Annotated in this window: 19 protein-coding genes; 13 read left to right on the top strand and 6 right to left on the bottom strand. The window is 60.1% G+C overall.

All coding sequences use genetic code 11. The features are described 5' to 3' along the window. The first annotated feature begins 198 nt into the window (after positions 1–198). The 5 genes from trxA to VMH34_09605 all read left to right on the top strand — a co-directional run bounded on the left by trxA (position 199) and on the right by VMH34_09605 (position 6,491). Complete coding sequence (gene trxA, locus VMH34_09625) at positions 199–1,071, top strand: thioredoxin (protein HTT09034.1); 873 nt, start codon at positions 199–201, stop codon at positions 1,069–1,071. A gap of 6 nt (positions 1,072–1,077) precedes the next feature. After that, positions 1,078–1,803 (top strand): hypothetical protein, encoded by a 726-nt coding sequence (locus VMH34_09620; protein HTT09033.1) that lies wholly within the window; start codon positions 1,078–1,080, stop codon positions 1,801–1,803. A 40-nt stretch (positions 1,804–1,843) separates the two neighbouring features. Further along, complete coding sequence (locus tag VMH34_09615) at positions 1,844–3,061, top strand: FAD/NAD(P)-binding oxidoreductase (GenBank protein ID HTT09032.1); 1,218 nt, start codon at positions 1,844–1,846, stop codon at positions 3,059–3,061. Between the two features lie 94 nt (positions 3,062–3,155). Continuing rightward, positions 3,156–5,063 carry a potassium transporter Kup gene (locus tag VMH34_09610; protein HTT09031.1) on the top strand — a complete coding sequence of 636 codons (1,908 nt, stop codon included), beginning with the start codon at positions 3,156–3,158 and terminating at the stop codon, positions 5,061–5,063. Between the two features lie 21 nt (positions 5,064–5,084). Beyond that, entirely contained in the window at positions 5,085–6,491 is a 1,407-nt protein-coding gene (locus VMH34_09605) for an amino acid permease (GenBank protein HTT09030.1), read from the top strand. Here VMH34_09605 and mtgA read toward each other — a convergent pair. Next, positions 6,488–7,189 carry a monofunctional biosynthetic peptidoglycan transglycosylase gene (gene mtgA, locus VMH34_09600; protein ID HTT09029.1) on the bottom strand — a complete coding sequence of 234 codons (702 nt, stop codon included), beginning with the start codon at positions 7,187–7,189 and terminating at the stop codon, positions 6,488–6,490. The two genes, VMH34_09605 and mtgA, sit on opposite strands and share 4 nt — an antisense overlap. 44 nt (positions 7,190–7,233) lie before the next feature. On the opposite strand from mtgA, the gene rlmM reads away from it, so the two are divergent. The 4 genes from rlmM to VMH34_09580 all read left to right on the top strand — a co-directional run bounded on the left by rlmM (position 7,234) and on the right by VMH34_09580 (position 10,223). Further along, the gene (gene rlmM, locus VMH34_09595; GenBank protein HTT09028.1) at positions 7,234–8,286 is read left to right on the top strand and encodes a 23S rRNA (cytidine(2498)-2'-O)-methyltransferase RlmM; all 1,053 of its coding nucleotides are present in this window, start codon (positions 7,234–7,236) and stop codon (positions 8,284–8,286) included. A 4-nt stretch (positions 8,287–8,290) separates the two neighbouring features. Next, a complete protein-coding gene (locus VMH34_09590) occupies positions 8,291–8,509 on the top strand; it encodes a hypothetical protein (GenBank protein ID HTT09027.1) in 219 nt (72 codons plus the stop codon). Positions 8,510–8,571: 62 nt separating this feature from the next. Continuing rightward, complete coding sequence (gene purE / locus VMH34_09585) at positions 8,572–9,087, top strand: 5-(carboxyamino)imidazole ribonucleotide mutase (protein ID HTT09026.1); 516 nt, start codon at positions 8,572–8,574, stop codon at positions 9,085–9,087. Further along, positions 9,084–10,223, top strand: a complete 1,140-nt coding sequence (locus tag VMH34_09580) for a 5-(carboxyamino)imidazole ribonucleotide synthase (GenBank protein HTT09025.1) — start codon at positions 9,084–9,086, stop codon at positions 10,221–10,223. The genes purE and VMH34_09580 overlap by 4 nt, the downstream gene beginning before the upstream one ends. Here VMH34_09580 and VMH34_09575 read toward each other — a convergent pair. Further along, the gene (locus tag VMH34_09575; GenBank protein HTT09024.1) at positions 10,220–10,678 is read right to left on the bottom strand and encodes a GNAT family N-acetyltransferase; all 459 of its coding nucleotides are present in this window, start codon (positions 10,676–10,678) and stop codon (positions 10,220–10,222) included. The two genes, VMH34_09580 and VMH34_09575, sit on opposite strands and share 4 nt — an antisense overlap. A 156-nt stretch (positions 10,679–10,834) precedes the next feature. Between VMH34_09575 and VMH34_09570 the strand changes: the two genes are divergently transcribed. From VMH34_09570 to VMH34_09560, 3 genes are read left to right on the top strand one after another with little or no spacing between them, the layout of a single operon-like run. Then, complete coding sequence (locus tag VMH34_09570) at positions 10,835–11,188, top strand: metalloregulator ArsR/SmtB family transcription factor (protein HTT09023.1); 354 nt, start codon at positions 10,835–10,837, stop codon at positions 11,186–11,188. Next, positions 11,169–11,666, top strand: a complete 498-nt coding sequence (locus VMH34_09565; protein ID HTT09022.1) for an arsenate reductase ArsC — start codon at positions 11,169–11,171, stop codon at positions 11,664–11,666. The genes VMH34_09570 and VMH34_09565 overlap by 20 nt, the downstream gene beginning before the upstream one ends. Then, on the top strand, positions 11,663–12,331 hold the full coding sequence (locus VMH34_09560) for an MIP/aquaporin family protein (protein ID HTT09021.1): 669 nt from the start codon (positions 11,663–11,665) through the stop codon (positions 12,329–12,331). The genes VMH34_09565 and VMH34_09560 overlap by 4 nt, the downstream gene beginning before the upstream one ends. On the opposite strand, the gene metH is transcribed toward VMH34_09560, so the two are convergent. The 4 genes from metH to VMH34_09540 are packed head-to-tail and all read right to left on the bottom strand — an operon-like array spanning position 12,316 to position 18,860. Continuing rightward, positions 12,316–16,110 carry a methionine synthase gene (gene metH, locus VMH34_09555; GenBank protein ID HTT09020.1) on the bottom strand — a complete coding sequence of 1,265 codons (3,795 nt, stop codon included), beginning with the start codon at positions 16,108–16,110 and terminating at the stop codon, positions 12,316–12,318. The two genes, VMH34_09560 and metH, sit on opposite strands and share 16 nt — an antisense overlap. A gap of 12 nt (positions 16,111–16,122) precedes the next feature. Continuing rightward, positions 16,123–17,751: a glycosyltransferase family 39 protein gene (locus tag VMH34_09550; protein HTT09019.1), complete on the bottom strand. Its 1,629-nt coding sequence runs from the start codon at positions 17,749–17,751 to the stop codon at positions 16,123–16,125. 22 nt (positions 17,752–17,773) lie between these two features. Then, complete coding sequence (locus VMH34_09545) at positions 17,774–18,109, bottom strand: lipid-A-disaccharide synthase N-terminal domain-containing protein (GenBank protein ID HTT09018.1); 336 nt, start codon at positions 18,107–18,109, stop codon at positions 17,774–17,776. 4 nt (positions 18,110–18,113) lie between these two features. Continuing rightward, on the bottom strand, positions 18,114–18,860 hold the full coding sequence (locus tag VMH34_09540; protein HTT09017.1) for a glycosyltransferase family 2 protein: 747 nt from the start codon (positions 18,858–18,860) through the stop codon (positions 18,114–18,116). 48 nt (positions 18,861–18,908) lie between these two features. Here VMH34_09540 and lptF point away from each other — a divergent pair, with 48 nt between their 5' ends. After that, positions 18,909–20,027 (top strand): LPS export ABC transporter permease LptF, encoded by a 1,119-nt coding sequence (lptF, locus tag VMH34_09535; protein ID HTT09016.1) that lies wholly within the window; start codon positions 18,909–18,911, stop codon positions 20,025–20,027. The last annotated feature ends 1,096 nt before the right edge of the window (positions 20,028–21,123 follow it).

Raw genomic sequence — 21,123 nt, 5'->3', positions numbered from 1 at the left:
CGCATGGCGATCTTCATGACGATCCAGCTGTAGCCCCAGATGATCGACAGGGCAATCAATGCCAGCAAGGGCAGTCGTTCCAGGCGCATGATGTTTTATACAAATGATGATGGATGGGAGTGGTGAGATGCCGGGTTCATCGATTTTTCATAATCCCGCGCGGCAAATTGCGACGCGGCTGGTTTATAATTCTCTCACATGACGACTGACAAGATAACAACGTCCAAGCCATCCGTGGACGTTGATGAGCAGAATTTCGAGCAAGAGGTATTGCTGCGCTCGGCTAACGTGCCGGTGCTGGTGGATTTCTGGGCGACATGGTGCGCCCCGTGCAAAAATCTCTCGCCGATCCTGGACAAGCTGGCGCATGAATTTGCCGGGCGATTCGCGCTCGCGAAAATCGACACGGATCGCCAGCAGACGCTGGCCATGCAATGCGGCATTCAAAGCCTGCCGACGGTGATGCTGTTCAAGAACGGGCGCGTGGTCGATGGTTTTGTGGGGTTGCAGACCGAATCCGTCATTCGCGAGATGTTGAATCGCCACATCACCGCCGCCGCAGCGGAACCCGAGACGACGCCGGTGGCGCCACCGATGGACGTCAAGGCAGGCATCGACGCTTTGCGCCGCCAGCTTGGGAAAACACCCGATGACCATCATCTGCTGTTGGAGCTGGCGCGGTTGCTGGTGATGGACGGTGATTATGCGGAGGCGGAGAAAATCTTGAACCGGCTGCCGGAGGATCGCCGGCAGGACAAGATGACAGCGCCGTTATGGGCCGCAGTGCGTTTATTCCACAGCGCCGCGGAGGTTCCGGATCTTGACACGCTGGTGCCGGCGATGGCGGGCGCGGAGGCCGACAGCGGGACGCGTTACGGTTATGGCCTGCGCCTGGCATTGGCGGGGCGTTATGAAGAGGCATTGGCGGCGTTGCTTGAGCTGGTCAGGCGGGATCGCAGGCACGCCGGCGACGGCGCCCGCAAGGCCATGCTGGAAATCTTCACGCTCGCGGGTGGCAGCGGACCGTTGGTCAAGCAATATCGTTCACTGCTTTACTCGGCCCTGAATTGATCAACATTGCGCACGGGCACCTCGATGGCACGGCGGGAGATATTGGCGCGCTTCACACTCGTGGCCGTGCTGTTCATGGCCGGTTGCGGCTCGTCTGGCGGGGATTATTACCCGCTGCGTCCTGGATTGTCCTGGGAGTATTCACTCAAGATCAGCACATTCGACGGCGAATCCCGGCAAAAACAGATCGTGCGCAACCTGCAGGAGAGCAATGCCTCCGGGCAGACGGTTTATGTCCAGGAACAGTCCGGCAACAAACTTTCCTATTACCGGCGTTCGCCGCAAGGCATAGAACGATTGTCAACCCGGAACCTGGGAGAGGAGGGTGGCGACAAGGATGAGCCGGATCACTATCTGTTGCCCCTGCCGCCGACGGTCGGCGCGAACTGGTCCCTGCCCAGCCATTTGTCGTTAATCCAAAGCCGCACCTACGAACCCGCCGATCGCGTTACGCCGGGCACGACAAAATTGCCATTGCAGTACGAGATCGTGAGCATGGATGAAACGGTGGACGTCCCCGCGGGCCACTTCACGCACTGCCTGAAAACGCGGGCGACGGGCAAAGTGACGATCCGTGTCGATCGCGGCAATCACTTCGCCGATGTCGAGGTCGAGAGCTACGACTGGTATGCACCGGGCATCGGACTGGTCAAGTCCTCGCGCGTCGAGCGTTCCGACAGTCATTATCTGCAGGCCGGAGAATACCTGCTGGAATTGGAACGCATGCGGTAGAATAACGGCCGGGGAGCAGGGGAGGGATATGAGTCAAGCCATGACTGTCGTCATTGTCGGCGCCGGGGCGGCGGGGATTACGGTCGCTGCCGGTCTGCGGCGCAGGCAGCCGGCGCTGTCGGTGATACTGATCGACCCGGCGGCAACGCATTACTATCAACCCGCCTTCACCCTCGTCGGCGCCGGCGTCTATGACTTCGAGCGCACACAGCGCGCGCAGGCCGATCTGATACCCGCCGGTGCCGAGTGGCTGCGCGATCGCGTGGTCGGTTTCCAGCCCGAACAGCAAACCCTGGCGCTCGCCGCCGGACCGCAGGTGCACTACGACCATCTGGTATTGTGCCCCGGCATACAATTGGATTGGGACAAGGTTGCCGGCTTGCGCGAGGCACTGGGTCGCAACGGTGTATGCAGCAACTATTCGCCCGACCATGTCACCTACACGTGGGACTGTCTACGAAGTTTCGGCGGCGGTGCCGCGCTTTTCACCCAGCCGCCGGTGCCCATCAAATGCGCCGGCGCGCCGCAGAAGATCGCCTATCTGGCGGCCGACTACTGGCGCAGGCGGGGTGTAATGGCGCATGCCCATCTGCATTTTTTAAGCGCCGCCGCCACGCTCTTCAGCGTGCCTTATTTCTCAAGTGCGCTGGAGAAGGTTGCCGCCCGCCATGGCATACAAATTCTCCTGCAACATAATCTGGTGGCGGTGAACGGCGCCAAGCGCATCGCCACCTTCGAACGCACCGGCAGGGATGGCGCGAAGGAGCGTCTGGAGATGGAGTTCGAAATGCTGCACGCGACACCGCCGCAAAGCGCGCCCGATTTCATCAAACAAAGCCCGTTTGCCAACGCGGCAGGCTGGGTGGACGTAAATCCCAACACGCTGCAACACGTGAAATACGCAAACGTATTCAGTCTGGGCGATGCCAGCTCGGCGCCGACATCAAAAACCGCGGCCGCAATCCGCAAACAGGCGCCGGTGGTGGTGAACAACATTCTGGCCATGGCGGCGGGCCGTTCGCCATCGCCGGGCTATGATGGCTACACCTCCTGTCCGCTGACGACTTCGCTCAATACGGTCATGCTCGCGGAGTTCAGTTATGACGGCAGGGTAACGCCGACATTCCCTCTCCGGCCGGATCGCGAGCGTCTGATATGGTGGCTGCTCAAGAAATACGGCCTGCCGCGTTTGTATTGGGATTACATGCTCAAGGGACATGAGTGGGACATTCCACACCGCCCGTATCCACCCTCATAGTTCCACGGAAGAACAATATTGATGAAATCCCCCGCCGGTCCGGATCCCCATTTGCATCTCGTGCGATTGATTGCCATTCCGGTGCGCACGCACCATGTCTAGACCGGCATCGCAATTTATAAGGGGCGAGCATACCGCCGGATACAGCCGGTATCTGGTGCTGGGCGCGCTGGGCGTGGTGTTCGGCGACATCGGTACCAGCCCATTGTATGCCATCCGCGAGTGTTTCCTTGCGCATGAACAACTCTCCATCACACACGATAACGTGCTCGGGATACTGTCGCTGATTTTCTGGGTTCTCATACTGGTCATCTCCATAAAGTACGTCGCCTTGATGTTGCGGGCGGACAACCGCGGTGAAGGCGGTAACCTGGCATTGATGGCGCTGGTGGTGGGACGCACCCGCAAACGCGCGCCTGCGCGCCCGTTGTTCATCTTCCTGGGGTTGGTCGGCACTTCGCTGCTGTTCGCCGATGCGATGATTACGCCGGCCATCTCGGTGTTGAGCGCGGTTGAGGGTTTGCAGGTCGAGAGCCACCTGTTTCATCCTGTCATTATTCCGTTGTCATTAATCATATTGGTGCTTCTGTATGTGGGACAGCACTACGGCACTGCCCGCATTGGCGGCATCTTCGGCCCCATTGTGTTGCTCTGGTTCATGGTTTTGGCGCTCATCGGTTTGCAATCCATCTGGCAGACGCCCGCGGTATTACAGGCGCTCAACCCTTACTATGCCCTGGGTTTTTTCACGAACAATGGCTGGCTGGCCTTCATGGTGATGGGTTCGGTGTTTCTGGTGGTCACTGGCGGGGAGGCGCTGTATGCGGACATGGGACATTTTGGGCGCGTACCCATCCAGATCGCGTGGACCTTCGTGGCACTGCCCAGCCTGTTGCTGAATTATTTCGGTCAGGGCGCATTGTTGCTGCGCGCGCCGGAGGCCGCGAGCAACCTCTTTTACCAGACCGTGCCCGCCTGGGGCGTGTTGCCCATGGTGTTGCTGGCGACGATGGCCACGATCATTGCCTCACAGGCGACGATCTCCGGTGCCTTTTCCGTCGCCAATTCCGCGATACAATTGGGTTATTGCCCGCGCCTGGAAGTCCAGCAGACTTCGGCAAAATCCATCGGACAGATCTACGTGCCGATGGTGAACTGGGTGTTCATGCTGGGCACGGCGGCCCTGGTATTGGGGTTCCGCAATTCGAGCCGGCTGGCGGCGGCCTACGGGGTGGCGGTGTCCACCACCATGCTGGCAACCACACTGTTCCTGTATTTTGTGACGAGACGCATATGGCGGTGGCCGCGTTGGTTGGCGCTGACACTGCTCACCCCCTTCCTTGGCATCGACGCCATATTTTTCACTTCCAACCTGCTCAAGATACCGGCCGGCGGGTGGATGCCCGTCGTTGTCGGCGTGGTAATCTTTACGCTCATGGACACATGGAAGAAAGGGCGTGATCTTTTGGTACACAAGGTGGCGGAGGAACATTTCAGCATCGAATTGTTTCTCGAAAGCCTGACGGGCAGAAATGCGCCCGTGCGTGTGATCGGTACGGCGGTGTTTCTGACCGCCAGAAACGCCGGCATCCCGCGAGCGATGCTGCATAATATGAAACACAACAAGGTGCTGCATGAAACCGTGATTCTGCTGACGGTGGACACGGAACGCATTCCCTACATGCCGCCCGAAGAGCGCATCGAGATCGAACCAGTGGGAGGAGGATTGATCCGGGTCACCGTCAACTACGGCTTCCTCGAACGTCCGGACCTCCCGCGCGTGCTGGAAGAAACAGTGACGCCGCATTTTCGCTACGATCCGATGGACACCACTTTTTTCCTCGGGCGCGAGACCATACTTGCGGGAACGGCGCCTTCGACGCTGTCACTCTGGCGCCGGCAGCTGTTCGCAGTAATGTCGCGAAACGCCCTGAGCGCCGCCCGGTTCTTCCGCCTGCCGCCGAACCGCGTGGTTGAAGTCGGTTACCAGGTTGAGATCTGATTCAAACTCTGAAGAATAATGATGCGACGCTCCCTGTTTCGCACCAAACCCCTGACCGGTGATGACTATTCGGGCAGCGGGTTGCGCCGCTGTCTCACCGCATTCGATCTCACGTTGCTCGGCATCGGCGCCATCATCGGTACCGGTATTTTCGTGCTGACCGGCATCGCGGCGGCGACGCAGGCCGGCCCCGCGGTGGTCCTGTCATTCGTTGTCGCCGGCATCGCCTGCGCCTTCGCGGCGCTGTCCTATGCGGAACTGGCGGCGAGCGTCGGTGGCTGTGGCAGCGCCTATGGCTACAGTTACGCCGCCTTCGGCGAGATCTTCGCCTGGATCATCGGCTGGGATCTGATCCTCGAATACGGCGTGTCGGTGGCAGCGGTGGCCAACGGCTGGTCGGGCTATTTCGGCAAGGTGCTGAGCATCGTCAACGTCACGATCCCGGAAACATTGACCAAGGCGCCCAAGCTTGGCGGTTACATGAACCTGCCGGCCATGGGCATCGTTTTCCTGTTGATGCTGTTGCTTGTCGTCGGCGCCAAGGAGAGCGCGCGCACCAATACCATTGCAGTCATCATCAAACTGTCCACGATCGCGGTATTCATCGTCGTCGCCCTGGGCAATGTGCATTCGGAAAATCTGACGCCGTTCATGCCCTACGGCTGGTTCGGGCACGGCGAGGACGGCAGGCCGATCGGCGTCCTGGCCGGCGCATCGCTCGTGTTCTTCGCCTACGTCGGTTTCGACGCGGTTTCCACGGCGGCGGAAGAGGCGCACTATCCGCGCCGGGATCTGCCCATCGGCATCATCGGTTCGCTGGCATTCTGCACGGTGATCTACATCATTGTTTCCGGCCTGCTGACGGCCATGGTCCCGTACAAAATACTGAACGTGTCCTATCCGGTCGCGTATGCGCTGGAGCAGGTCGGCGTCGAATGGGCCACCAAACTGGTCTCGGTCGGCGCCTTCATGGGGCTGACCACCGTGATGCTGGTGCTGTACTACGGCCTCACGCGCATCATCTTCGCGATGGGCCGCGACGGCCTGCTGCCCGCATGGCTGGGGGTGGCCAATCGGTACACCCGCACGCCGGTGCGCGTGATCGTCATCTGCGGCCTCGTCATTATGGTGATTGCCGGTTTCATCCCGCTCGGCGAACTGGCGGAGCTGGTGAACATCGGCACGCTGGCCGCCTTCGTCATGGTTTGCATAGGTGTCATCGTGATGCGCCGGACCCACCCGGACATGCCGCGGCCCTTCGTGCTTCCCGGCAGTCCGCTGATCCCGGTGCTGGGGGCGTTGTCCTGCGGCGCCCTGATGATTTTTCTGCCGGTGATCACCTGGTGGCGGTTCCTGATCTGGCTGATCATCGGCATGGTGATTTTCTTTATGTATTCGGTCAAACACAGCCAGCTGGCGCACCGTTAGAGTTTCTCCATGTAGCCCGGTCCCAGATGCCGCATCTGGCCCAATATCCAGATCTGACGCGTGCGCACGTAGATCGAGGGCTTGTCCACCCGCAGACGCAACGGATTGGGCAACACCGCCGCCAGCAGGGCGTAATCGACGGGCGCGAGTTCCAGCGGTGATTTGTGAAAATAGTGCTGTGCCGCCGCCGTGACACCGTAAATGCCTTCGCCGAACTGGGCGACGTTGAGATAAATTTCCAGAATGCGCCGCTTGGGCAGCAGCCATTCCAGCAGCACAGTGAACCAGGCCTCCAGCCCCTTGCGCACGAAACTCCTGCCCGGCCACAGGAACAGGTTCTTGGCAACCTGCTGGCTGATGGTGCTGGCGCCTCGCAGTCGATGGCCCTCCGCGTTGCGCTGGAGGGCCTCCTCCATGGATTCCACATCGAAGCCATGATGCTCCAGGAAAAGTTGATCTTCCGCGGCCACCATCGCCAGGCCCGCAATCGGCGGCAGGCGATCCATGTCCATCCATTGATAATGCGTGACATAGTCATTGCGTCCATCCATGGCCGCCAGCACTGACGCGCGCAGCATGAAGGCGCTGGTGGGCGGCGGATACTGGCGTATCGCGTATACAGCCAGCACCGAAATACCGATCATCAGCACCAGAACAAGACAGGCGTACTTGAATAGGCGTGTCAGAATTGTGCGCATTCGATATTGTGCATGTGGAAAACGGAAAGTTATTCTAAGCCAACATGGGACATTTGATCGCCTATTGCCGCGCCGGCTTTGAAAAGGAATGCGCCCGGGAACTTGTCGAACAGTCGCGTGCCGCGGATCTGGCCGATGGTGAAACCACGGCGGAGGCGGGCAGTGCCTTTGTCACGTTGAAACTGGACGGCGCGATATCGTGGCGAGAGTCTTTGGCGCGCGTCAACTGGCGGACCCTGGTGTTCGCGCGCCAGTTGTGGCACGCCACGGCGCGCCTGACGGGTTTGTCGCGTGGAGATCGGATTTCCCCACTGTTGCGCGCACTGCCCGCCGAAGGGCGGTTCTGCGATGTCTGGATCGAACATCCCGACAGTCAGGCCGGCCGGGTGCTGTCGCCCCTGGCACGCGCCCTGACCAAACCCCTCCGGCAGAATTTAAACGACATGCAGCGTCTGGCAGACAATGCCGATGCGCGCCTGCACGTCCTTTTCGACACCTCCGCCGGCGCGTGGCTCGGCGCGGCGTTGACCGACGCCTGCGCGCCATGGCCATTGGGCATCCCGCGATTGAAGATGCCGGTCTCGGCGCCCAGTCGCTCGACACTCAAACTGGAAGAGGCACTGTACGTGTTTCTTACTGATACAGAGCGGAGGCAGTTGCTGAAGCCCGGCATGACAGCGGTGGATCTGGGCGCCGCACCAGGCGGCTGGACGTGGCAGATGACGCGTCGCGGACTGCGGGTCATCGCCGTGGACAACGGTGCAATGGATCGAAGGGTGATGAACAGCGGCGATGTGGAACATCTGCGCGCCGATGGGTTCACCTTCAAGCCGCGCCGCCGCGTAGACTGGTTGTTGTGCGACATGGTGGAGCAGCCGTCGCGGATTGCACAACTGATGGCAACATGGTTCAAACGCGGTGACTGCCGCTGCGCGATCTTCAATCTCAAGCTGCCGATGAAACGCCGCTACGAAGAATTTCAACGCTGCCGCGCGCTGATTGAGGCCGGCCTGCGCGGTCGTCCTCATTCATTACGCTTCAAACAACTGTATCATGATCGCGAGGAAGTCACCGGCTTCTTCGCGAGTACGGATTGAATCAATGGACGCACTGACGGCATTCGGCCTGTTTGCTGTGACTGCAATGGTGATCTGCTACGCACTGGAGCAGAAAAGTGCATGGTTCATTCTTGGATTCGCGGCCTCGTGTATCCTCGGTTCGATCTATGGCTTTTTGCAGGGCGCCTGGCCGTTCGGCGTGGTCGAGGCCATCTGGGCGCTCATTGCGTTGAGGCGCTGGCGACTGCGCGCATCAAGCTGACTCGCAAGAGTGAATATCTGGTTCGAAATCCGCCCCTCAATTTGGGATAATGGTGTCCTTCTATGAACAAGCGGAAAAAACCGAAGAAATCACGCGTCCGGCCCCTCGTCGGCATCATCATGGGCAGCCGCTCGGACTGGGAAACCATGAAACTGGCATCCGAAGTGCTGGAAGAATTCGGCATCGCGCACGAAAAACAGATCGTCTCCGCGCATCGCACACCGGGCTGGATGTCGGAATATGCCAGCACCGCCCAACGGCGCGGACTGAAGTTGATTATCGCCGGAGCGGGCGGCGCCGCACACCTGCCCGGCATGGTGGCGTCGCAGACCCTGCTGCCGGTCATCGGCGTGCCGGTGCGCAGCCAGAGCCTGAACGGCCTTGACTCGCTGCTGTCCATCGCACAGATGCCTGCCGGCATACCGGTGGCGACGGTGGCGATAGGTGAGGCGGGCGCCAAAAACGCCGGACTGCTTGCGGCGGGCATACTCGCCACGCAGGACGCAACGTTGCAGAAGAAGCTTCAGAAATTCCGCGATGCGCAGACCCGGCGCGTCCGCAAAGCCTCTCTTCCATGAATAAACCAATATTTCCGGGCGCCACTCTCGGCGTACTCGGGAGTGGCCAGCTGGGGCGTATGTTCGCCATCGCCGCCCGGCGCATGGGTTATCGCGTCAATGTGCTGTCGCCCGATTCGGATACACCCACCGGACAGATCGCGGACGTTGAAGTGCGCGCGGCCTACGAAGACCTGGATGCCATCGCCCGTTTCGCGCAGGGCGTGGCGGTGGTGACGTTCGAGTTTGAGAACGTGCCTTCGGCCACGGCGGAAACGGCGGTGCGTTACGCACCAGTGAGGCCGGCCGGGCAGGTGTTGCACACCACGCAGAATCGCCGGCGCGAGAAAACCTGGCTGCGCGATCAAGGCATCCCGCTGACGCCGTTTGAGCCGGTGCAAACTTCCGCTGAACTGTCGGTTGCGTTGCAGAAACTGGGCGTGCCAGCCGTTCTCAAAACCGCGGCCTTCGGCTACGACGGCAAGGGCCAGGCCGTCATCTTCAAGTCCACAGAGGCCGATACCGCATGGCAAAGCCTCAAAAATCAGGAATGCATCCTGGAGTCCCACATCGATTTCGAGCACGAGTGCTCGATCATCGCGGCTCGTGGACTCGACGGCAAAATGGTCTTCTACGGACCGATGATCAATACCCACGGCAATCACATCCTCGATACTTCAGTGACACCGGGCAATTTGTCTCCGACCGTCGTGAAGGAGGCCTTCGAGATCGCCCGCGCGGTGATGGAGGGACTGGAGGTGGTCGGTGTGCTGTGTGTGGAATTTTTCCTGGACCGCGCCGGCAAATTACTGGTCAATGAACTGGCACCGCGGCCGCACAACTCCGGTCATCTCACCATCGATGGCCACGTGACCAGTCAATTCGAGCAGCAAGTGCGCAGCGTTTGCGGATTGCCTCTTGGATCGTCCGCGCTGCTGCGACCCGCCGCGGCGATGGCGAACATACTCGGTGATTTATGGGGGAGGGGGGAACCGCGCTGGGACAGGCTGTGCGCCGTCCCGGAAGCCAAACTGCATCTTTACGGCAAGTCGGAGGCCCGTCCCGGCCGCAAGATGGGCCATATCAATGCCGTCGCCGGCACGACCGAAGAGGCGCTGCGCATCGTCACATCCGCCCGTTCTGCACTGACGGTTTAAAACCCGTCCAGCTTGAATGACGAGCGGTCGCTATGTACGTCAACCCGCTCCATGAGGACGTTCTGCCTCGGCTCTGCGAACCCGAATTTCCGATACAGCTCATGTGCATCGCGCGTGCCGAGGAGCCATCGCCGTATCTGCCGAAGCTCCGGAAGCGTCGTAATCACCTCGACCAGCCAGCTGCCCAGCCCCCTGCCTCGATGCGGATCCAGGACGAACACATCGGCCAGGAACGCCAACACTACGTAATCCGTCAATACGCGGGCGAATCCAACCTGGGCCCCGCGATGGTAGAGGCCGAACGGCAGCGAGTGCTCGATGGATTGCATCACGCGTTCGCGCGTGCGGTCCTGTGCCCAGTACGTGTCGACGAGGAAGCCATGAATCACGTCGATGTTGAGTCTCTGTCGATCGGAGCTGATTGTATATTCTCCGCGTGTCCATTCTCGGATCATCGTTCACCCTTGGTTTGTTGATTTGTCTGGCCGGAATATATGCAGATTAAAGGTCGTTTTATGAATCAAGGCAATAGTATTTAATTATTTATACAACATTTTTCCGTAACGATCCCTGTTCATTATTTTGTCATATATTTCCATTATTATGGAAATATGAAACCGTTGAATGCCGTTGCCTCGCTGTCAGCCCTCGCCCAGGACACACGTCTGAATATCTTTCGCCTGCTGGTCCAGAAAGGCGCGAATGGACTGGCGCCGGGAACGATTGCGGAGAAGCTGGGCGTGCCCAATGCCACGCTCTCGTTTCATTTGAAGGAACTGGTTCATGCCGGCCTCATTGACGCACGGCAGGACGGTCGTTTCATCTATTACTCGGCGAATTTCGACCACATGAATTCGCTGGTTGAGTATCTGACCGAAAACTGCTGCGGCGGGCAGGAATGCGGAATGGCCAGCGTCCCGGTCACAAAATCACGGAGAAGACAAAATGGCAGGCAAAATTTATAACGTCCTGTTTCTGTGCACGGGTAACTCGGCCCGCAGCATCATGGCCGAGGCCATCCTTAATTCCATCGGCAAGGGCCGGTTCCACGCCTACAGCGCAGGCAGCCATCCCGCAGGCAGGGTGAATCCGCTGGCGCTGGAACAAATAGCAACGCTCGGGTTACCCCCGGCCGTTTACCGCAGCAAGTCGTGGGACGAATTTGCAGATCCGAAGGCCCCCCGGATGGATTTTGTATTCACGGTTTGCGATACCGCAGCGAAGGAGGCGTGCCCCATATGGCCAGGCCAGCCCATGACCGCGCATTGGGGAATACCGGATCCCGTGAAGATAATAGGCAGTGAGGAAGAGAAACGTCGCGGTTTCTGGCTGGCCTTCACCCAATTGACCACGCGAATCCGGATTTTTACCAGCCTGCCGATCGATGCGCTTGATGATCTCGCCCTGAAAAAGCAACTGGATGAGATAGGCCGGACGACGTGAACACGGCCTTGTCGCGGGTAACAGCCGAGTTCGTCGGTACGGCTTTATTGCTGTCCACCATCGTCGGCTCCGGAATCATGGGTGAGCGGTTGTCCGGCGGCAACACCGCCAGTACGCTTCTGGCCAATTCCCTGGCGACCGGCGCCGGCCTGTATGCGTTGATTTCCACATTCGCCGGCATTTCCGGCGCGCATTTCAATCCGCTCGTCACCTTGTCTGAAGCATGGCTGGGCCGGATGTCGTGGAGTCTGGCATGGCCATATGTCCTGGCACAGTGCATTGGTGGGACCGCCGGCGTCGTCGCCACCCACTTCATGTTCGAGCTTCCGCTGTATTCCGCCTCCCATCACGCCAGAACCGGCATGTCGCAATGGTTCAGTGAATCGCTGGCGGCCTTCGGACTGCTGACGGTAATTTTCTGCTGTTCACGGCACAGACCAGCCGCCGTCCCCGCGGCGGTGGGCGCCTATATCACGGCGGGATACTGGTTTACGTCGTCGACATCCTTTGCCAACCCGGCGGTGACGATTGCCCGATCGATGACCGATACCTTCACTGGCATCCGGCCCGTCGACGCGCCCGGATTCATCATTGCGCAGATCGCGGGTTGCATTCTCGCCGTATTCTTCTTTCGCAAAATACTCGGCGATCAGTCGGTGTCGTAGCCGAGGACGGGGGAGAGCCAGCGTTCGGCGGTCTTCACGTCCATGCCCTTGCGTCTGGCGTAGTCGTGCACCTGATCCACGTTGATCCTGCCCAGACCGAAATAGCGCGCCTTGGGATGCGAGAAATACCAGCCGCTGACGGAGGCGGCGGGATACATCGCGAAGCTGTCGGTGATTTTCATGCCGGTGGCCTTCTCCACGTCCAGCAGCCGCCACAACAGCGCCTTCTCGGTGTGATCCGGACAGGCGGGATAACCGGGCGCGGGGCGTATGCCCTGGTATTTCTCGTCAATCAGCGCCTTGTTGTCCAATGACTCTCCGGCGGCGTAGGCCCAGAATTCCCTGCGCACACGCTCGTGCAGGTGTTCAGCGAACGCCTCCGCCAGCCGGTCGGCCAGCGCCTTGACCATGATGGCGCTGTAATCGTCGTGCGCCTGCTCAAAGCGCTTGACGTGTTCTTCAGCGCCGAGACCCGCGGTGACTGCGAAGGCGCCGATGTAGTCCGGCACACCCGATTCCTTGGGCGCGATGAAATCCGCCAGCGCCAGGTTCGCCTGTCCATCCGGTTTTTTCTGCTGCTGACGCAGCGAATGAATCACCGTCAACTCGCCGCGACGCGAGTCGTCGGTGTAAATCTCGATGTCGTCCTCGCCGACGGTGTTGGCGGGAAAGAGCCCGATGACCGCACGCGCCGTGAGCCACTTCTCCGCGATGAGGCGGTTCAGCATGGTTTGCGCGTCTTCATAAAGCTTGCGCGCCTCCCTGCCGACGACTTTATCGTCGAGGATGCGGGGATATTTTCCGGCCAGTTCCCAGGTCATGAAGAACGGCGTCCAGTCGATGTAAGAAGCCAGGTCGTCGAGCGGATATTCCCTGAACACTTGTATGCCAAGCTGCCGCGGGCGGGAAGGGGCATGGCTCGTCCAGTCGATCGGCAGCTTGTTGGCGCGCGCTTCTGCCAACGAGAGCCATTCCACGCGTGCCTGCTTGTCGCGATGACGCTCGCGCACGCTGTCGTAGTCGGCGCGCAGTTTCTCAACAAAGTTGGCGCGCAGGTCCTTGCTGATGAGACTGGTGGCCACGCCGACGGCGCGCGAGGCGTCCTTGACGTGCACGACCGGCGGCTTGTAGTTGGGATCGATCTTGACGGCGGTATGCGCCTTGGAGGTGGTGGCGCCGCCGATCAAAAGCGGCAGGGTGAAATTGAGCCGCGTCATTTCCCTCGCCACGTGCACCATTTCGTCCAGCGACGGCGTGATGAGGCCGGAGAGGCCGACGAGGTCGGCCTTGATCTCCTTCGCCGTTTCCAGAATCCTGTCGCAGGACACCATGACGCCGAGATCGGTGACCTCGAAGTTGTTGCACTGGAGCACGACGCCGACGATGTTCTTGCCGATGTCGTGCACGTCGCCCTTGACGGTGGCCATGACGATGCGCCCCGCGCTGCGGCTGCCGCCGGGATTCCTTTTCTTTTCCTCCTCGAGGAATGGGATCAGATAGGCCACGGCCTTTTTCATGACGCGCGCGCTCTTGACCACCTGCGGCAGGAACATCTTGCCGGCGCCGAACAGATCGCCGACGACGTTCATGCCGTCCATAAGCGGACCTTCGATGACCGCCAGCGGGCGGCCGAGTTGGGTGCGGGCCTCTTCGGTGTCCTGCTCGATGTAATCGGTGATGCCCTTGACCAGGGCGTGCTTCAGCCGCCCGCCGACACTGAGCTTGCGCCAGGCGTCTTCCTCCTGCCTGCCCCTGGCCGTGCCCCTGACGGTTTCTGCAACTTCGACCAGCCGTTCGGTGGCGTCAGGCCGGCGATTGAGCAGCACGTCCTCAATCCGTTCCAGCAGGTCTTTGGGGATCTCTTCGTAAATGCCGAGCTGGCCGGCATTGACGATGCCCATGTCCATGCCGGCCTTGATGCCGTGGTAGAGGAAGGCGGCGTGCATGGCCTCGCGCACGGGGTTGTTGCCGCGGAAGGAAAACGACACGTTGCTGACGCCGCCGCTCACCAGCGCGTGCGGCAGGCGATGCTTGATTTCGCGGGTGGCCTCGAAATAAGAGAGGGCATAGTTGTTGTGCTCCTCCATGCCGGTGGCGACCGTCAATACGTTTGGATCGAAGATGATGTCCTCCGGCGGGAAGCCCAGCTTCATGGTCAGGATGTCGTAGGAGCGCTTGCAGATTTCAAAGCGGCGTTCGGTGGTGTCGCCCTGGCCCTTCTCATCGAACGCCATGACCACGGCGGCGGCGCCATAACGACGCACCGCCCTGGCGTGCCTGACAAATACCTCTTCACCCTCCTTGAGGCTGATCGAATTGACGATGCCCTTGCCCTGCACGCATTGCAGACCGGCCTCCAGCACCGTCCATTTGGAGGAATCAATCATCACCGGCACCTTGGCGATGTCCGGCTCGGCGGCGATGAGATTGACGAAGCGGCGCATGGCGTTCTCCGAGTCCAGCATGGCCTCGTCCATGCAGATGTCGATGACCTGCGCGCCGTTCTCGACCTGCTGCTTGGCGACGGCCACGGCCTCCTCGAACTTGCCAGTCTTGATGAGTTCCGCGAACTTGGGCGAACCGGCGACGTTGGTGCGCTCGCCGATGTTGACGAAGTTGGTGTCCGGCGTGATGGTCAGCGCCTCCAGGCCGCTCAGCCGGCAATGCCGCTCGACAGTCGGAATCTTGCGCGGCGGCAACTCGCGTACGGACTCTGCGATCCTGCGGATGTGATCGGGCGTGGTGCCGCAGCAACCGCCGACGATGTTGAGGAAACCCGCCTGCGCCCATTCCTGCAGTTGCGGCGCCAGTGTCTCCGGCGTCTCGGGGAAACCCGTGGGCAGCAGCGGATCGGGCAGGCCGGCGTTCGGATACGCGCATAGATACGTATCCGCCTTGCTCGAAAGCTCCTCGATGAAGGGGCGCATCAGGTCCGGCCCCAGCGCGCAGTTGAGCCCGATGCTCAGCGGCCGGGCGTGGCGCATGGAGTTCCAGAACGCCTCGACCGTCTGGCCGCTCAACGTGCGGCCTGCGCGATCGGTGATGGTGCCGGATATCATCACCGGCAGGCGGACGTTCAATTCCTCGAAGACCTCCTCTATGGCGAACAACGCCGCCTTGGCGTTGAGCGTGTCGAATATGGTTTCCACCAACAGCACGTCCACGTCGCCCTTGATCAACCAGCGCACCTGTTCCGCGTAGGCGCGGCGCAGCTGGTCGAAGCGGATGGGGCGGAAGCCCGGATCGTTGACGTCAACGACGGTGCAGGCGCTGACCGGGGTTGGGCCCAGGGCGCCGGCGACGAAGCGCGGTTGTCCGGTCTTCTGCGCCACCTTGTCGGCGGCGGCGCGCGCGACGCGGGCGGCGGCGATGTTCAGATCTCGAATCAGTTCATTCAGCGTGGTGTCGTCCAACGCCGCGTCAAAATGGGCCTGATCCTTGCGCTTGCCTTCCTGGCTCTTGAAAAAATATTCCTGCTGCGACAGGACGGTGGCGTTGAAGGTATTGGTCTCGATGATATCCGCGCCAGCCTCGAGGTACGCGCTGTGTATGCCCTCGATGACGGCGGGCTGGGTCAGCACCAGCAGTTCGTTGTTGCCTTTGAGGTCCTTGCCGTGCCAGTGATCATATCGCTTGCCGCGATAGTCCTGCTCGCCCAGATGCTGACATTGCACCATGGTGCCCATGGCGCCATCCAGAATGAGAATGCGTTGCTTCAGCAGCGCATGCAGATGTTCAATCCGGGAGGCGTGGGATGTGGCGGGTGGACGGGCTGTCATTTGCGGAAGCGATCAGGATTGCGGTTGCAGGCGCACGACGGAGGTGGCATATGTGGGTTTGCCGGGGATGGAGCCGAGGGTCTGTGGATGCCATTGCGGCGGCAGTTGGGAAACATTCCCGCTCAACAGGATGAGCACGGCGCCCCGCAGTTTGCGTTGTGATAGAAAAGCGTCTATCTCGTTCACCGAGGCGACGAGCTTCACCGGCCCGTTCTTCGAGTAGTAGGAATAGATATCCGGGTTCGTTCCCCAGAAGATGAGCGGGATGTAATGGCTGGCGGCGTCAGTGGCGGCGGTTCGCGCCAGTTCGGCGCGTTCGTACCGTTCCTGGCTCCACAGCACCCGCTGCAACCCCGGATTGAGGTACACGCTGGCGAATATCAACGCGCAGATGAGCAAGTCCAGCGCCGGATCACGCCAGCGGCGGCGCAGCCAATACCATATTCCCGCGAGCCCAAGGATCACGCCCATGTTCACCAGCAGCGCCGGATGATCCGAAGCCTTTATCAATGGCGGGTGGCGCCACGTCGCCAGCAACGCAAGCAGAAAAAATCCGGCGTGCACCGGCACCAGCCAGTGATGGCGGCTCCACAGCCAGCCCGCCGTAAAACTTCTTTGCGTGGCGAGCGCCATGAGCGTGATGATGGCCGGGAAGACCGGCAGCATGTAAAACCAGCGCGACTGGGTGCCGAACCCGAGCAGGACGGCGGGGATCAATATCAATGTCATCAAATCGCGCACCGGCGCGGTCCAGTTTTTATACGACACCATGAGGACGAGGAGGGCGGGCCACAGCGCCACCCACGGCAGGCACAACTGCCAGGTGCGGTAGAAGTAATAGAAGCCCAGCACGTTCAGCGGATGGATCACGAGCAGCGAGCCGCCCAGTTGCGTGCCCCGCAGCCCGGCGCCCCCCAACCGGTGATTCAGAACCCACCACCACGGCACGGTCAGCAGCAGAAGCAGCAATAGACCCGCAACCGGCCTGATTGCCGATGATATCTGCCGCCAGCCCAGGCCATGCCGGCGGGCAATCAAAAACTGCGCCAGCAACAGCATCGCCGGTACGTGCGGACCCTTGGACAACGTGGCCAGCGCGTAACTCAGCCACATCAGCCACGGCCATCGCGCCTGTGAACTGCGGGTGTAAAGGGCGTGCAGGAAGCTGGTATAACCGAGTGCGCAGAGAAATGCGTACAGCATGTCCGGCCGGGCGTCATGCGCATAGGAATAGAAGCCCGCGCTGGTGCCCATGATCGCCAGTGCGAACAAGGCGGTGCGCCGTTCGAAGAGCACCCGCGCCAGCCAGAACGTCACCAAACACAGGCCGAGGCCCGCGAGGATGGACGGTACGCGGCCGTGGATCGGCGCGACGTCCGCGGCGCCGCCCAGCGCCACCGCGGCGCCCGTCAGCCAGTAATTGAGCGGCGGTTTATTGAGACGCGGCGCGCCGTTGAAATAGGGCACGATCCAGTCGTGGCGCGTCGCCATCTCGCGCGTGGTTTGCAGTACATAGGCCTCGTGGCCTTCCGGCGGCGGACTGACGCTGTATGAGGCGCCGATCAGGGCGGCCATGATCAGCAGCAGGAGCAGACCCGTCCGCGAACAGCGGGCAGGGTGGGCGGGAGCGGGGCAGGGCATGCGTGGATTTCCGGGGCAGACTCTAGCCGATTGCTCCGTGGTGCCTGTGGATGAGTTGCAGATTGCGCAGATAGATGAAGCAGCCCAGCGACTGGCCGAGGATGAACACCGGATCGGCGCGGTGCAGGGCGTACAGCAGCAGGACCAGGCTGCCGCCGATGCTGAAGTACCAGAACGCCGTCGGCACGACGCTGCGTTTCGCCTTTTCGCTTGCCAGCCACTGGATCAGAAAGCGCGCGAAAAACAGACTCTGGCCCGCGAAGCCGATCACGATCCAGGTGATCTCGTGTGCGGTGAGAAGGTTGCCGCATTTGTCATGCAGCAGTCCAAGGAATCCCAATATGTAATCCATGTTCATTGCCTCACTCCATTTCTTTGTTGTGCGTGACCCTGCCGCGGCGCTGCAACCAGAGCACGCCGAGCAGATCGACAACCCCGACCCACAGCCGGTTGTGAATGCCGTATTTGGTCCGTCCCGCCGCCCGCGGGCGGTGATTCACCGCCACCTTTTCCACACGCCCTCCGTCGCGCAACACCAGCGCCGGCAGGAAACGGTGCATGTGATCAAACCAGGGCAGGCGCAGGAACAGTTCGCGCGGGAACAGCTTCAGACCGCAGCCGGTGTCGGGCACTCCGTCACCCAGCAGCCCGGAGCGTATGCCATTGGCGACACGCGAGGCGAACCTTTTCAGCCACGAATCCTGCCGCCGCAGCCTTTGCCCGCAGACCATGACCGCCCCCGTCGGGGAAGCAGCGTACACCGCCAATAATCGTGGGATATCCGCGGGATCGTTCTGCCCGTCGCCGTCCAGAGTCACGATCAAATCATGGCGCGCCGCGGTGACACCCGTGCGTAGCGCCGCACTCTGACCGTATTGGCGATCGTGGCGCAGTACGCGCAGCCGGCCGGGCAGGTCCTTTTGCAATCGCGCCAGCGCCTCTGGAGTGGCATCCGTGCTGGCGTCGTCCACCACGATGATTTCGCGCCGGTCTGCGTCAGGGAGCGCGCGTTCGATTTCGCCGATCAATGTTCCGATGCACGCCGATTCATTGTGCACGGGGATCACCACACTCAATGGGGGGGCGCGGGGGCGGGATATTTCGGTCATTCCGAGGCGTTCTTGGCTGGAAAAATGTTATTCTAAACGAAATCTCACTTGAACCGCCTACCGGCCGCCGGCGATTACGTGATCCTGCAACGCTACCTGACGCGCGAGATCCTCCATGTCTTTGCGGCGGTGTTCGTGCTGCTGTTGCTCATCTTTATCAGTCGCAGCCTGGTCAATTACCTCTCCGAAGCCGCGGCGGGGAAAATCAGCGCCGACGCCATCCTGACCCTGGTGGGGTTGATTGTCCTGCAATCGCTGACCCTGCTGGTGCCGTTGTGCTTTTTCGTATCCATCCTCATGGCCCTGGGCCGCATGCAGCGCGACAACGAAATCATCGCCATTGCCGGCGCGGGGCTGGGCGCGTCATTTCTGCAGAGCACCGTGCGCCGCTTCGCCATCATCGTCGCGCTGGTGCTGGCGGTAATGTCACTGTTCAGCAATCCATGGGCAACATACAAAATGAAGGAACTGGAGGCGCATGCCCAGGAGGAGTCCGATATCAGTGGTATCAGTCCCGGCCGCTTCAAGGAATTCAGCAACGGCGATCGCGTGCTGTTTGTGGAAAAGATGTCTGACGACAAACAGACCATGGAGAATGTCTTTTTGCAGAACCATGATCAGAACAAGGAGGCCGTGCTCGCGGCCGATCGCGCCTATCTGGCGGTGGAGGACAAGACGGGCAACCGTTTCGTGGTCTTCAATCACGGCACCCGTTACGATGGCACGCCGGGGCGGGCCGACTATGAAGTGACCCAATATGAGAAATTCGGCGTACGCATAGAACGTGATGACAAGGACCAGGGGGTGGAGAGCAGCAAGGCGGTGCCCACGGCCGAGCTGATCAGTGGCAGCGACAATCCCCTGTACCAGGCGGAACTGGAGTGGCGCATATCCACGCCGATCTCCGTTTTACTGCTGTCCGCGCTGGCGGTGGTGCTGGCCCGGCAGGCCGGCCGCACTAATCGCTACGGAGTGATATTGACGGGCATCCTGCTTTACTTCACCTACAGCAACCTGCTGGGCATTTCGCGCAGCATCCTCAAGCGCGGCGATTTATCCCCTTATATCGGACTGTGGTGGGTGCATGTGTTATTGCTGGGGCTCATTCTATTCCTTGAATTCAAATCTTCCTGGGTACGAAAACCAAAGACTGGCCGCGCAGGGTAGCGTACCCCCCCACCTACGCCCGGCGTACCAGGCTCAGATTAGCAACCATCAACGACGCAGGGCACTAACTCGAGAGTCCGGTAAACCCAAATGGATTCTTTACCTCAGAAGCGTCTGCTACGCCCAAAACACATGAGATGGGAATATGAACCTTAAAACGGGTTTTTTCTTTAATACGAAGTATATTTAGACCGACGAAACAATTCCCGACCTCAAAAATTGATGAAACAACAACTGGACCAGACTCCGTATCCACCACACATTCTTTCAAGGCCATTAAAAGTTCTTCTGGCGTACTTGGGCTTAGCAATACTACATAATTATCGTTAGATCCGCCCACAACTAATACCCTCACTCGCAGTGCCGAATTATATATTAGAAGGTGGTGGCACGCTCTGGTCATCGAGCCGAGTAGGCTACAGGCTCAGGCTCGCAACCATCAACGACCTCGATGCATCAGCTTACAACGCAGGAAGTATTCATTGACGATAATCAGCACTGTTTCCGGCTGGTAAATTAAACAACATTATACTGGCGCGCGCGGCGCCTCTTTTGCAGTTACTCGCTGGCAAGTATCCTGAGGTAGGGTAGTACCTGTATTTCCCCATGCACAAATCTGTAAACTCTTTGCTGACCTTTTGCCAAACTTATCGCCTTACGTTTACAATATTTAACATAATATACATAGCTCCTCGCCTGTAATTCTCAGCTGCTCACGTCGCCACGCTTCCTCTACAAGCCAGCATGCATCGATATCTATTTCCGCGTCTTCTGCTGACCAGTACAGACCGGCGACGAAAACGTGTAACCACACCGGCACTCCTTCACCACAGTGTCTCTCACAGAAACGCAGCAACGGCCCGAGAACTTTCCATCTCACGAAAGCTCGAGCCCCATGACCCATGATGACCCATGCTTCGTAACGAGCTCTAGACCATAACTGCGGGGGCAGGGTGCTGTCAGATGAAGGCGTGCTAGCACGCAGTGGTGGCACGCCTCTCGATTTTGAACTATACTTTATGTCCAGGTGAGTCAGTCGTCCCATGACGCATCACCTCCGGTAAAAGTCGCCGTTGACCGTCTGCAAAGGATTGTT

The sequence above is a fragment of the Gammaproteobacteria bacterium genome (assembly GCA_035501935.1).
GTDB lineage: Bacteria > Pseudomonadota > Gammaproteobacteria > JAJPIJ01 > JAJPIJ01 > JAJPIJ01.
The sequence above is the reverse complement of the archived record's forward strand: the minus strand, read 5'-3'. Positions and strand labels throughout refer to the sequence as shown.

Coding starts and splice junctions, on each gene's coding strand:
- VMH34_09580 (HTT09025.1), top strand. CDS start 9,084: ATGAATAAACCAATATTTCCGGGCGCCACTCTCGGCGTACTCGGGAGT.
- VMH34_09615 (HTT09032.1), top strand. CDS start 1,844: ATGACTGTCGTCATTGTCGGCGCCGGGGCGGCGGGGATTACGGTCGCT.
- trxA (HTT09034.1), top strand. CDS start 199: ATGACGACTGACAAGATAACAACGTCCAAGCCATCCGTGGACGTTGAT.
- rlmM (HTT09028.1), top strand. CDS start 7,234: ATGGGACATTTGATCGCCTATTGCCGCGCCGGCTTTGAAAAGGAATGC.
- metH (HTT09020.1), bottom strand. CDS start 16,110: ATGACAGCCCGTCCACCCGCCACATCCCACGCCTCCCGGATTGAACAT.
- VMH34_09565 (HTT09022.1), top strand. CDS start 11,169: ATGGCAGGCAAAATTTATAACGTCCTGTTTCTGTGCACGGGTAACTCG.
- VMH34_09545 (HTT09018.1), bottom strand. CDS start 18,109: ATGAACATGGATTACATATTGGGATTCCTTGGACTGCTGCATGACAAA.
- VMH34_09540 (HTT09017.1), bottom strand. CDS start 18,860: ATGACCGAAATATCCCGCCCCCGCGCCCCCCCATTGAGTGTGGTGATC.
- VMH34_09550 (HTT09019.1), bottom strand. CDS start 17,751: ATGCCCTGCCCCGCTCCCGCCCACCCTGCCCGCTGTTCGCGGACGGGT.
- mtgA (HTT09029.1), bottom strand. CDS start 7,189: ATGCGCACAATTCTGACACGCCTATTCAAGTACGCCTGTCTTGTTCTG.
- VMH34_09610 (HTT09031.1), top strand. CDS start 3,156: ATGTCTAGACCGGCATCGCAATTTATAAGGGGCGAGCATACCGCCGGA.
- purE (HTT09026.1), top strand. CDS start 8,572: ATGAACAAGCGGAAAAAACCGAAGAAATCACGCGTCCGGCCCCTCGTC.
- VMH34_09570 (HTT09023.1), top strand. CDS start 10,835: ATGAAACCGTTGAATGCCGTTGCCTCGCTGTCAGCCCTCGCCCAGGAC.
- VMH34_09590 (HTT09027.1), top strand. CDS start 8,291: ATGGACGCACTGACGGCATTCGGCCTGTTTGCTGTGACTGCAATGGTG.
- VMH34_09605 (HTT09030.1), top strand. CDS start 5,085: ATGCGACGCTCCCTGTTTCGCACCAAACCCCTGACCGGTGATGACTAT.
- VMH34_09575 (HTT09024.1), bottom strand. CDS start 10,678: ATGATCCGAGAATGGACACGCGGAGAATATACAATCAGCTCCGATCGA.